Below are 13,274 nucleotides of genomic sequence, written 5' to 3' on the forward strand. Positions count from 1 at the left end.
TAATTTTTGATAAAATGACCACAAAAGAAGTACTGCAAAAAATTACCGAATCAAAATCAATCATCAGATTTCAAGATTGCGACCCTTTCGCTCATCTGAACAATGCCAAATACCTAGACTACTTTTTCAACGCAAGAGAAGACCAAGTTCCTAAACTTTACGGTTTTAATATCGCGGACATCTTTCAGGAATTCAAGGCGGCATGGGTAGTTTACCAACATCATATCGCTTATGTCAAGCCGGCCATGTTTGGCGAATGGGTGAACATTTATTCCAGAATTGTTAATTATGATGAGAACACGGTAGTTGTTGAGTATTATATGACTGATGAAAAGGGCAAAGATCTCAAATGCCTTCTTTGGACTACGTTCAAATTTGTCGAACTCAAAACCGGGAAAAAATCGACTCACCCTGATAAAGTTGAAAATTTCTTAAAGAAAGTATATTACAACATAGGATTTACTGAAAACCCAATCAATATCAACGACAGAGTCAAAGAAATTAAAAACGAACTTGCTTCATCCTAACCATTTCAAGCCCGGCAATCCAATCCTTAAGTTTGTGAGCTGCCGAGCTTCATATATATTATAAGACATCGTTTTGAATAGGAGGCTATTCCAATGAATGGCATAATATCTTCTATAAAATATCTATTCCAAATTTATTCAACAGCGCCTTAAACAAAGAATAAATGAGCTCAAATAGAGCAACTGGAACAATTGTGAAAAAAGCGATAGAAAACAAGGACACCGACGACAGATCAATAGTATACCATTCGTATAATAAATTATTCATGATTACACTTATGAAAAGATAAACCACAAAAAAAATCATATCCATTATGCATCTGCCAGCATATGAATTAGACCTTTTATGCAAAAACTTATACGAAATATGCATCAATGCAATGGCAGCTATCGCAATGACTCCGCCGGGAAGGTTTAAATATTCATCTAAAAAATAATTGTACAAAACGATCAAAACTGAAATAGTCGACATAATCAAAACTTCACGATAACTAAACGTTTTGAAAAATGATCTAATCTCACCTTGCACCGAATATCCCGCTTCATCATCACTATTATTCTCAATCTTTGGCGCTACTTTTATCCTAATATCACTTTCCAATTTACCTTCCAAAAGCTCATGAGCTGCTTCGATTGCATCTGACTCGTATATGTCAGAGTTGTTGATTATTGTTTGCAATTCCTTCGACTGCTTGTTCCTATACCTATTAAGATAATATGATTTACTCATTCAAAAATTATATTAAAAATTCGGAGAACCAAACCCTCCATAAAAAGCTGTAAATTACAATATAAATCCCTTAAAATTAATCATTTTATATTTAACAATGATGACTCTTGTCATATAAATCGAAACGATCCTTTCCATAATTTTGACACAGAGACATCTTATTATCTCAAGATCACACAGAGCATTTACTCTTATCATTTCGTCCATATAAGCTTCTAATTTCTTTCTCCTTTTTAGAGAACACAATAGCTGGAAATTGAGTAAATCCATTAAGAACAATCGTATTTAATTCTATTTATAAATATATCAACATGCAATCTATCAAAGGAAAAAACGCACTGATCACAGGAGCAGGCAAAGGCATTGGAAAGGCTATAGCTCTGGCACTTGCCAGCGAAGGTGTAAATGTAGCGCTAATCGCAAGAACTCAACAGGATATTGACCAAACAGCCGAAGAAGCTAAAAAGCATGGCATTAAAGCTTTCGCTGTTACGGCTGATATTTCTTCATTGGAATCTGTCAACAAAGCCGCTGAGCAAGTCAAGTCGCAATTTGGAAATATCGACATCCTCATCAACAATGCGGGAATCGGCAGATTTGGCAGCTTCATGGAGCTTGAGCCTGCGCAATGGGAAGAAGTTATTCAAATCAACCTGATGGGCACTTACTATGTTACCAGGGCTTTTCTGCCAGAAATGATCAAGCAAGCATCCGGGGACATTATCAACATTTCCTCGACTGCCGGACAGAGAGGAGCAGCGGTAACCAGCGCATACAGCGCTTCAAAGTTCGCTGTATTGGGCTTGACTGAGTCGCTTATGCAAGAAGTAAGAAAACACAATATCAGAGTCACTGCTTTGACACCAAGCACCGTGGCCACAGACATGGCACTTGACCTTAAGCTCACTGATGGCAACCCGGATAAAGTCATGCAAGCCGAAGACATCGCAGAGCTTATACTTGCCCAACTAAAGCTCAACAGAAGAGTATTCATCAAAGAATCCGGAATCTGGTCTACAAACCCATAACTTATACCCCAAAAGACATCAGACTCAGCATTCTCAAGCATATTCGTAGAAATGCTGTATTTGATGTCTTTTTAAATCTATAGAATTCTATTCACAACTACTCACACTCTATTCCTTTCCTTATAATTCAATATCTATACTGATTCTTTAGAAAATGGACGAGTTCCTAACTATTAAATTATTACTGTGTTTAGTCAATGAAGATTATCTTGAACCGATGTAAATTCTGAATAAATGATTAGCATAAGTTGCTTGCAAAGTAATAGTCCAATGATAAAGTACAAATTACAATGATGTAATGAACAAATTTGAAACTATCAAATAGAAATAAATACTTGCTAATAGATGTATAAAAACACTCTTCAAAAAAAAAGTCGCAGTGCTAGGAAAGACAGAAAGCAAAGTATTGCAAAGGTTGTGAGTTACTCTCAGCAAAACAATGTCATACAGAGGAGTAAATGGTTCAAAAAAAAGAAAAAAAATGAAAAAGCGGACATCAGTCGATTTGGGTTTGATGACCATGACTCAGAAGATGAAGATGCGTACATAGAAGTGTTGGCTCCGGTCGAATATCTGGAAGAGGAGCCCAAGCCGAAGGATAAAGCAAAAATACCACCTGAGTATGAAAGTCATGGGGAGTTTGATACAGATTATCGTGTGGCAAGGGGTGTAGAACCTGATTATGAAGCCAATCCGGACATTCTTCCTCGCATAGGTCAACAAGGATTGACAAACTGTGCAGAGAATGTTCCAATCCATAGTGATCTTGAATTGACGAGGTCAAAACTTTTTAACCAAATGAATATCGCAGGGAAAGCCAAAGACTATAAGTCAAATATCCAAGACAAAATGCCCGAAGATTTTGGCTTGGACGCATATCCATTAGATAATATCCCGGAAGATTCGGTTTCATCAGATTTTTCAAAATCACATCCTTGGGATAAAGATATACTGCACTCTAACTATTTATGTCCGATGCCACTTGAAGGGAGATATCTCAATTATGTCCGACATTATATAAGAAGGGCCGGACCGATGGCCAAAGATTATGGTATCACATGCTCGGAAGCTTTCTTGGCAGCTGATGAAGTAATTGAATCATATTTTGATCAACTATGTGTCACTGCATATCGCAAAAGCATTGAGTTGATGAGAGCTCATCCACTAACAAATCCTATGAAATTTTATTATCCAGTTCTCGATGAGGTGAAAGAACAAAATGATCGAATGGGTAGCTGGCTCAATGGTCATTATGTCAGAGGGTGCACTCACCGCGGTTACCAAGAAGCTAAGGAAGAGATAAGAAAAGAAAAACATGCAGAAAGAAAAGCTCGGGGAATAGAGCAGAAGGTAGAAGCGAGCCCATCATTGAATAAATTTGACCGAGAAGATCCTGAGTTTTTAAATTTAGTAATCGAATATGACCCCGACACCGTAGACGAATCCTATATCGCGGATCATTGGCAAGCCGAAGCGGCAGTATTTGTTCCTTCTTTCAAAAATATCTATACCCAAATCTATGAAGAAGTCTTGCTCAAGGCTTGGAATCAAAAATATTATCAGATGAGCTATGTCGATGCGCTTTCGCAGTTAATGTTTGATATAGATACGTGTCGAGTGACAAAGCATCCAAATATTTTTAATGAAAAAATCGTACGCGGGCTGGCCTTGCGAATTATTTTCGAACTATACGAAAATAAAATGTTTCAGTAGCTGAGATCAATTATGGAATCTGTATGACTTTGATATTTTCTGGGAAAAATCTCTTTGTTTCTAGTAACTGAAAAGTCTTTAGATGAGCAAGAGGAAAATGGAATGATAAATATCTGATTCTCATCAAATCATGGAGAGAAAACTGTAAGCATTTATCCCAATATTTCAAATTTACAGATTAAGTCCGCAAGCTGCTATACAATCAATGTTGTTAAGGCTATGATGAAAAAATACGAAAAGCTCATATATTAAACGAAAACAAATGTAATCAAAAAAGAGATAAGTCGATAAACAACTTATCATTAGAAAGCAGACTGCCTTTGTATATATAAACTGTTGATATATGATTAAATCGTTCGAGAAAGATCCTCCGCAAATTTACCCACACTTCAACAGTATAATAGCTGTAATAAAATTAGACTGTATATATAAACATGACACAGTTTGATTTACGAAACCTTGCTTTTGCAATTATTTAAGCCTCTACATGAACTATAGCTATGAAATTTTTTAGAATACTTGCCTCCACAAACATAAACTACATCATTTTTCAATGATATTTTTATTTCTTCTCGGTCATATACACTTGAATAATTACCTTTTAAAGTACATCCAGAGAATAAAAATAGAGTTATTAACGATATATACAGTTGATTCATAATAGTTTAAAAGATTTAGTCAATAGTTATTTTTCTGTATCCAACAACTTCTTCCATGCTTTCATTTTCATGGTCGCTAAAGACTCATTTTTAAGATCAAATATTGAAACCATATTTTTAGATAAAACAGTATGCTGATCCCAACTTAAATAATCCTTATAAAGTAATAATGTACAAATATCAGTTGATGAAATGTACTCACTATTAACATGTGAATGAGATGTCGTTTCAATAGTATTTCCATTTTCATCTTGCTCATATGGGAAGCTTAGTATTGAATTATGTATTTTTTCCTTATTAATAAATTTACTCTTTTCATCATAATGAAGTAAATAGTCATTGCCAAGCAAGACAACTCCAGAAACTTGAGGTCCTGTCAATACAAAAACTCTCTGTCCTTCATTGGAAATTAAAGGGATAAAGTTCATCGCTGTATTTTCATAAAAGCTATAATATTCATCTTCATTTGTATAGACTCTCTCAACAGCGTCTTCTCTCATCGTTATCAGAGATTTTTCGTGACTTGTTGCCATTTGACTAACTTCCTCGATTTTAAAATTATCTGATTGAATAATATCATCAAATACATACTTGATTAGTATATTATTTTGATCAAACCTACTGTAAAATATAGTACATATTTTTCCTTTTTCATTTTCATAAGACAAATAGCCTCCTAATGAATCTTTTTTAGTGTCAAAATTAGACAACATATGATCTGTAGCCAACCAAGACCCCTTCTCTAGTCTATACAACATTTTGCCTTCATTTAAAATTTGATCACTTTTTTTATTGTTCGAAAAGGAGGAGGAGGTTAAAAACAATAAAATAATAAAAATAAATCTTTTCATTTCAGTTAATTTTGGACTTGAAAAATATCAAGGAATCTACAAAAAAATGGTTAAGACCATACATTGGAGTTGAATATTATTCCTAAATTCTACACCTAATCCTATTTCAAATAATTACTATTAAAAAAAAGCATATTAAACACCGAGACCTTTCAAAGTCCCGATGTCTCGCAAATTTTACTGCTTTATGAATTTTCTAGTTTTTCTTTGATTGCCTTGCTCCAAGCTAAGTATGTATGAACCTGTCTTCAATAGTGAGACATCCTTCAAATTGTAAATATATTCGCCACCTTCCAAATCCTCTATGGACTTCGAAATGACAATATTACCCAGCAAATCATATACATTGATATTCATGCTTGTCCCTCCTACTGCCGCAAAGTGAATATTCAATTCACTCACTGTCGGATTTGGGTAAACGCCCATCAAAGCGAATATTTCCGCTCCTTCAAATCCGTAATCAGGAGCCAACGCAGCCGCGGATTTTCTCGACGACGCTGAGCTTGTCGATGACAAGTGATTATCTCCGCTTGCTGATTGATAACCAAAGCCATAATTCACATGGTAGTTTTGGCTCTCAACAGTATTGACATAATACCAATCCGCTTGCACCCTGTTGTTATTAAAATCTATTAAAATAAAACCATGATCATGAAGGTTGGTCTTCTTGATATGAGGATTGAAAACTCTCAACAGCCAGCCCAAAAAGCTATCCGAGATATTGACAAACTCATCCACATTAGCCGAAGTTACGCTTGGCGTCACAAACTCAACAGCAACGGATCCTCTGCCGCTTGACTTGGTGTAGCTGCTCTTGTTTTTTATCACATCCGCAGCGAATGTCATATGGATATCTCCTGTAGCGACCACAACATTCTCAATAGATTGTCCTGAAATATGGTTTAACAAATTCTGTCTCTCATCCTCATAGCCTTCCCATGAATCATCCAGACTAAGCGCGTAAACCGGCATCATCAATACTTGATTTCCGATCAATTTCCATTGAGCCGATGAATTGGAAAGCTTGTTTGTCAACCAATTATATTGCTCTTGCCCTAAGATCGTTCTCGAGGAGTTTGCTCTTTGAGAAGATCGAATGTCACTAGCATTTCCTGAAGTAATCACAGAAATGAACTTTTGCCATACAGAATCCTGAAGATATGTGGCAGAATCAAACGTCAAATTGCCAGTCAAGCCCTTGTTGATACTCTCAATGATATAATCCATTTCCTCCTCTGTCATACTTTCAGCAGCATTGCCAAGCACCAATTCCAAATCGAAATTAGTTTCACTCGCCAACTCTTTGATCAATCCTTCAGTAGCGTATTTCTTAGCTTTCTTTCTCGATGATCCTTGTTTTTGCCTGCCTTCAACTCTCGTATCAATCATAATTATGTCCAATAGATCTCCATAATTGATATCTCTGTAAATTCTACCTTCCGTGATTCCTTCCCTAACCGGAAGCCATTCAAAATAAGCCTTTTTCGCATTCGATTTTCTTACCTCCCAATCGCCTTCGTTGGATTGATGATTTTCCGCACCATCTTTATAAGCATCATTCGTAAACTCATGATCATCCCAAGTAGTAATAAACGGATATTGTTGGTGAACCGCTTGCAAGCCCGGATCCATTCTGTAAAACGAATACCTTACTCTATAATCTTTCAAACTTACAATCTCATGCTTAGGCTCATGTCCTCTTTTCAGTTTATCACTGTAACCATACCCTCCTTCTTCATATTCATATATATAATCTCCAAGATGCAATATCACATCGATGTCATTTCTTTTTGACATATGATCATAAACATTGAAGAATCCTTGTTGATAATTGGAACAAGAAACGACAGCCACTCGAACTCTATCGCTGTCCACAGGAGCTGTTTTGGTTCTGCCTACCGGAGAAGTGATTCCATTTGCATGAAACCTGTAATAATACGTTTGAAAAGGCTCCAATTGATCGACATCGACCTTAACGGTATAGTCTCTGTCTGCGTTCGTCATAAAGTTCCCTTCTCTTACGACCTGACTAAAACCTTGATCAATAGCAACTTCCCAAGACACATTGATTTCTTGATCAACATCGGGTGTGACACGCGTCCAAATAATCACCCTATCCGACAAGGGATCTCCTGAAGCCACCCCATGATAAAATGGACCTCCTGAAATTGCGTTTGCAGCATTCAGTCTGCTTTGTGAATTGCGTAATAATTGCACATTTTGGGCTATCGCAAATTGAGTTGAAATGAAAAGCGACATTGCCAATACCAGTAATGTTTGTAATTTTTGAGATTTCATAATGTTTAATTTTATTAATTATATCTCACAAAATTATATAACAAGACTTTAGCTTTATTTATCAAAAATTAAAGAATTCATCAATTCAACTTTATCCAAAAAACACAAAAACCGAAACATAATAATCAAATCATAAAGAAAAATAATGGAGGCATCAACATATATCACTACCTAAAAGAAAATCTATATTAGTAAATCAACAAACAAGTTCTTTCAGTTTCCAAATTCGAATTAATTACTATTGCCAACTTTATTTTGTCAAATTCTTTTCACAACTCTCAACATAGAACCCATGCGCAAGTTCATGTAATAAGCATCAATATTGTATCAAAAAGCAGTGCCAATATACTCTTCCCATTCCAAATGTTCCAATACACGAGTTTCTTCGAAAGCAAAAGGGACTAATGCGCTGTCTACGAAATATTCAAATAACATTGCCATTCAAGCCATGTTTACGGCTACGGCATTCAGAGACAAAATGAGAGATACTGAACCTGATCATTTTGAAACTCGACATGCTTTTGAGCCCCTGAGCAAAAAGCTTGAAAACGCATTAGAAGCCTATGCGAAACTCGAAGAGTACAATTCCATTTTATCACTGGAGCATCCATTTTGGGTATTTGGAGCTACGCTCGAAAACTATCACAAAAAGAAACAAGCTTTATTGCATCAACAATTCGCGTTGATTGACGAAATGGAACATTTAGTTTACGCTTGGTACGCAAAACATCAAATCAGCTATGAAAGCCCTGATCACCTCCCTTTTGGCAGAGCTTTCTTCACTCTACTGGATGAACTGCAAACCGAGCATATAAAACTTGTAAACGAAACCGTCAGAAACGGTTTTAACATATGGCTTCCGGACCAGTATCAAATGAACGACACTGAATATGAATCTTTGCAAAGTTTTTGGCAAAACTTGATTAGAAACAAAACCAACTTATCTCTTAACCATACATGCCTTGAACATGATGCTGAGGCAACGGAAGAATTCAAACTTGCCCATTATTCCAATTGGGCTAAAATCATGAGCAGGCCTTTTGGCAGATGGCTTTTGCGCGAAATCGCCGCATTTCCGAACAAAGTTGAAATCAAGCCTCTCACGAGCGTTCACGATGAAGACAGATGCTCTCCTCAGACTCTCAATGATGATCCTAAAATGGGAAGAGCACATTCCAGACAACCTTTTAATGAATCTTTTCCTGTGCCAAATGTCGTAGAACCAAGTCCAGAGGGAGGTATCGCTTCGACAATCACTTTCAATCATAAAGACCAAAGCATCATAAATGGCAGATTCTACGCTGGCAATGACTGGCTTGTAGACGATCCTCCTGAATACAAAACCGTCCCCACAGTGATGATTCCTAACGACCCAGAACTAAAGCCTGACAGATTAAAGGGCTCTATAACTTTTACGACTCCCTTCATCAATTTGGGACATGAACTGGGTCATGCTTACCATTTTCAAAGAGGCATGGGCTTGGCATTAATTTATCAGGAAATATTCAAAAGAAGGCCCAAATGGAAATATTGGACCTCGCTTGAAGAATATGCGATTATCAACTTTGTCGAGAATGAAATGAGGAAAGAGCATGGTATCCCTCCAAGATTCTTTCATCTCACCACTCCAAAGTCTTTCTCAGACTTTCTCGTTTAAATATTGTAATCAAGGCTAAACGGACACTAATCCAACCTTGATCGCAAACCTTGTCAAGCCAACCACATTTTTAACACCAAGCTTCAACATCAAGCTTTTTCTATAGCTCTCAACGGTATGTTTGCTTAGAAAAAGTCGATCGGCAATTTCTTGCGTTGTAAACTCCTCCGCTATCAAAGACAGAACTTCCTTTTCCCTATTAGTCAAATGTATGTGATCTCCCTCTTTTTGATGCTTGTCCGCCACCTTTTTAACCTCCGATATCTCCTGAGAATAATACTTGCCCCCGCTCAATATTTCATTGATGGCTCTAAGCACTTCAGACTTCTCTGCGTTCTTTAATATATAACCGCTAGCCTCTTGATTGTACACTTTTTCAACATGCGAAGCGTCATTATGCATGCTCAAAACCAATACTTTCAAGCCCAAATATTCTGTTTTCAAATACTTCAACAACTCGCATCCATCCATTTCAGGCATGCTGAGATCGGTAATCACTAGATCTATATTTTCAGCGCCATTGATTTCCAAATACTTGACCAACTCGCTTCCATCCTTAAAAATATACGACACATTCAATTGAGCGTCGCTTTCAACAATTTTAGATAAACCTTGAGCGAATATCTTATGATCATCAACTATAATTACATTACGCTTCATACACATTTTCATTAATATTTATCGGAAGATTTATCACAATATTCACCCCTTTGCCGGGATGAGTATCAATATGCAACTCGCCATGCAAGCTCTTCACTCTATTCTGAATATTCATCAGGCCAATTCCTTTGTTAGCATCCACAAGCTTCTGGTCAAAACCATCACCATCATCTTCATAGACCAAACTCAACTCATTATCGAAACAACTTAAGTTGATATCCAAATTTGACGCATTGGCATGTTTCACTGCATTGCTCACCAACTCCTGTATTATGCAATACATATTAGCTAAAATATCTGATGGCAATTCATTGATTTGCTTATAGGGATAAAAATTTCTATTGATCTTCAAATAAGTAGAATTCTCTATAGCGTCAAAATACTCGCTCAATAATGACGTGAATACTTCCAGTTCGATATCCTTTGGCACCAATGCATGGGAAATTTCTCTAACCTTGCCATATGTCTTATCAACATATTGATATATTTCATTCAAGTCATTTTCAGATATCGGATGATTGCCTAATTGCAACTTGATAGCTGCCAAGCTTCCTCCTATGCTGTCATGCAATTCTTGGGAAATACGCTGCCTTTCGCTATTCTGTCCCGACATCGTAGCGGTAATCAACTTCAATTCCTGATTTTTCAAAAGCGTCTCAACTTGTTGCTTAGCCATCTGTTCCTGCTTTGCGAGCAAGGCTTTTCTGGACTTGGATTTCTGCTGGCTTAAAGCCATTGCCATCACCACAGGAATCAAAATGATAAAAAATAAAAATATCAACAAATTCCTTATCCCTTTCTCTTTCTCAATCTTCGCTTTATTCAATAAAGCAGAATTTTCCAACTGGTGGATTTCATTGCTTCTTGTGACTGAATCTTTTTGCAATTTCAGAAATCTGTTCTCCGCTTTTTCGGCCTGAAGCTTCTGCTCCAACTGCAACTTTGACAACTCTTTGTTTTTTTGCATCAAAGCCAACTCTCTCCTGCTTTTCTCATTTTTTAGTTTGAGTATTTCCTTCTCCTTTCTTACTGTTTGATACTTCACCTCAAGCTCATTAATCTTAGCGTAGTTCTGAGCGGCATGAATAGAATCGGTTATATTATTTATTTTAGTCAAATAAGCGTGAGCTTTCTCATAATCCCCCTTGAATATCATTATACTCTCAAGATCTGCATATATTTCTTTCAAATAATTAAGATGTCCAAGTTTTTCAGCTATGACCAAAGCTTGAATCAAAATTGCTGAGGCCTCTTCCATTTTCTGCATTTTTATAAGCAATTGGGACATCTCAAGCATTACATACACCTCCATATTCTTATGGGCATTTTTTTTGGAAATATCGTAAGCCTTTTCCAAATATGAATATGCTTCCAAGTCCTTGCCCATCATAGACATTGAAGTAGCTATTTCCATCCTCGTAGTTACTTCACATTGTATGTCTTTCATGTCAGCGCACATTTTCAATGCTTTTCGAGCATATGCTATCGACAATTCGTATTCTTCCATAGAACTATACGCGCTGCCTATATTGATATAACTTGCGTAAACAACCCTAGGATTCTCACTGGAATTTATGCATTCCATGAACATAGAAATAGATTTTTCATACTCCTCTTTCTGTAAATAAGCTCTGGCTAACCCATGAATATGCGTGAAATAAAGATTTTTATTATTTGACTTTTCAGCAATCTCAACCCCATTGATATGCATTTCCAATGCCTTGTCATTCATGCTCTGATTGAGATAAGCAATCCCCATGGTATTGTACATAAGAGAGATTCTAGAAATGGATTTTTCATCTTCCTTGCCTTCCAACAATTTCAATGTCTTATTGCAAAAATAAATCGAAGAATCTCCATCTCCATGGACATTATAATATTGACCTAAAGCTCCCAATGACCTTATTTTCATATCCTCATTAGAAGCGTTTGCGTAAAGTCTAAGCAATCTTTTCTTGGCTGTCAAATGATCTTTGGTATTGATTTGCTTCCAAGCCGAAAAATACTCTTTCAATGCCAAAGAATCCGTTTGTTGAGACCAAGCGTCAAAGTAAAATAGGCTAATCCCTAACAGCAATATCAATCCTCTAATTTTGACCATTTTTTCCAACTTCCTACCTAAGACTCAACATATCAATAATTAACTAAATCATATCATGATTACCAAAAATATTGACCTGCATTCTTCAATTTATAAAAATAAACACTCAAAGAGCCTTCTATCAATGTCTTGTGACTTTGATGCAAAGGGTTTGAAAATGCCAAATTAAACCTGTAATTATCAGCAAACTGCAAGCCTACAAAAGTTGTAAAATACTCGTTTTGACTATAAGTCAAGCCCAACCTTAAAACACTTTGATACTCCATTTGGCTTGTTATAGCAAATCTCTGTTCTAAGGTGTTAATTTCAAAAATGCCTGAATTCAACCATTCGATATTTCGATTTATCAGGAACCTATACCCTCCGGAAAAATTCAATAATGAAAAAATTTCATCTTGTGGTTTAAAACCCTTGCTTGAAGCTTTTTCTCGATAAGAAAGTCCTATATAAGCATTATATGTATGATATGAAGCGCCTACATTAACGGTAAAAACGGAGCTATTTCCATCATGAGCCAGATAATCTTGATATATAGGATCAAGTTCGTGCCTCACATTCAAAGCGTCAATATCTATCCTTTGATTTACATAACCTAAGCCTACACCCAAAGACAACATAGCATTCAAGCTCGCTGGAATATGAAGAGCGTAACTATTTTCCAAAACAGATACTTTGTACTCTCCCAAAGAGGTGAAATGATATGAAAGCCCTGCTCCAAAACGACTTTTACCATCATGATAAACCCTTCTTTTTCTTTTTAATGATAATTTGGTCGCTCGGCATTCCCTCATTGAATTACTTCCTTTTCCCTTAACCTTCGGATAGGTTAAATTGAATGAAGCAAAAGAGTTTCGAAGATTCAAGCCGTCATCATACTTTACTTGTCCTACTCCGGCATCCAAATGCCAATATGGGTTTATCCCTGCATATGATGCATTTATCACTTGGGGAGTTTGATATTTTTGTTTGAATGATATTCTATCCTGAGCATTCGCATTGATCGTTCCAATAACTAGAAGTATCAATGCTGTACAGATTTTATTTTTCATG

10 protein-coding genes are annotated in these 13,274 nt (G+C 36.4%); 4 read left to right on the top strand and 6 right to left on the bottom strand.

The annotated features are described in order from the left end of the window. Positions 1-14: 14 nt before the first annotated feature. Positions 15-527 (top strand): acyl-CoA thioesterase, encoded by a 513-nt coding sequence (locus tag AABK36_RS11810; RefSeq protein WP_309938810.1) that lies wholly within the window; start codon positions 15-17, stop codon positions 525-527. 112 nt (positions 528-639) lie between these two features. Here the strand turns inward: AABK36_RS11810 and AABK36_RS11815 are convergent, their stop codons facing one another. After that, the gene (locus AABK36_RS11815) at positions 640-1,257 is read right to left on the bottom strand and encodes a hypothetical protein (protein WP_309938809.1); all 618 of its coding nucleotides are present in this window, start codon (positions 1,255-1,257) and stop codon (positions 640-642) included. 311 nt (positions 1,258-1,568) lie between these two features. Between AABK36_RS11815 and AABK36_RS11820 the strand changes: the two genes are divergently transcribed. Together AABK36_RS11820 and AABK36_RS11825 are read left to right on the top strand one after the other, a co-directional pair. Continuing rightward, complete coding sequence (locus tag AABK36_RS11820) at positions 1,569-2,285, top strand: 3-ketoacyl-ACP reductase (RefSeq protein WP_309938808.1); 717 nt, start codon at positions 1,569-1,571, stop codon at positions 2,283-2,285. 345 nt (positions 2,286-2,630) lie between these two features. Continuing rightward, positions 2,631-3,998, top strand: a complete 1,368-nt coding sequence (locus AABK36_RS11825; RefSeq protein WP_309938806.1) for a hypothetical protein — start codon at positions 2,631-2,633, stop codon at positions 3,996-3,998. Between the two features lie 685 nt (positions 3,999-4,683). On the opposite strand, the gene AABK36_RS11830 is transcribed toward AABK36_RS11825, so the two are convergent. Both AABK36_RS11830 and AABK36_RS11835 read right to left on the bottom strand, forming a co-directional pair. After that, positions 4,684-5,508 carry a hypothetical protein gene (locus AABK36_RS11830; protein WP_309938804.1) on the bottom strand — a complete coding sequence of 275 codons (825 nt, stop codon included), beginning with the start codon at positions 5,506-5,508 and terminating at the stop codon, positions 4,684-4,686. 177 nt (positions 5,509-5,685) lie between these two features. After that, complete coding sequence (locus AABK36_RS11835; protein WP_309938802.1) at positions 5,686-7,806, bottom strand: T9SS type A sorting domain-containing protein; 2,121 nt, start codon at positions 7,804-7,806, stop codon at positions 5,686-5,688. Between the two features lie 448 nt (positions 7,807-8,254). Between AABK36_RS11835 and AABK36_RS11840 the strand changes: the two genes are divergently transcribed. Further along, positions 8,255-9,463 carry a hypothetical protein gene (locus AABK36_RS11840; RefSeq protein ID WP_309938800.1) on the top strand — a complete coding sequence of 403 codons (1,209 nt, stop codon included), beginning with the start codon at positions 8,255-8,257 and terminating at the stop codon, positions 9,461-9,463. A gap of 15 nt (positions 9,464-9,478) precedes the next feature. On the opposite strand, the gene AABK36_RS11845 is transcribed toward AABK36_RS11840, so the two are convergent. Genes AABK36_RS11845 through AABK36_RS11855 form a run of 3 tightly spaced genes read right to left on the bottom strand, consistent with a single transcriptional unit; the run spans position 9,479 to position 13,273 of the window. Continuing rightward, positions 9,479-10,123 (bottom strand): response regulator, encoded by a 645-nt coding sequence (locus tag AABK36_RS11845; protein ID WP_309938798.1) that lies wholly within the window; start codon positions 10,121-10,123, stop codon positions 9,479-9,481. Next, a complete protein-coding gene (locus tag AABK36_RS11850) occupies positions 10,113-12,224 on the bottom strand; it encodes a tetratricopeptide repeat-containing sensor histidine kinase (RefSeq protein ID WP_309938796.1) in 2,112 nt (703 codons plus the stop codon). Before AABK36_RS11850 ends, AABK36_RS11845 begins: the two co-directional genes overlap by 11 nt. Before the next feature lie 59 nt (positions 12,225-12,283). Then, complete coding sequence (locus tag AABK36_RS11855; RefSeq protein ID WP_309938793.1) at positions 12,284-13,273, bottom strand: type IX secretion system membrane protein PorP/SprF; 990 nt, start codon at positions 13,271-13,273, stop codon at positions 12,284-12,286. Position 13,274 lies beyond the last annotated feature (1 nt).

This window comes from Aureibacter tunicatorum, from assembly GCF_036492635.1.
Lineage (GTDB): Bacteria > Bacteroidota > Bacteroidia > Cytophagales > Cyclobacteriaceae > Aureibacter > Aureibacter tunicatorum.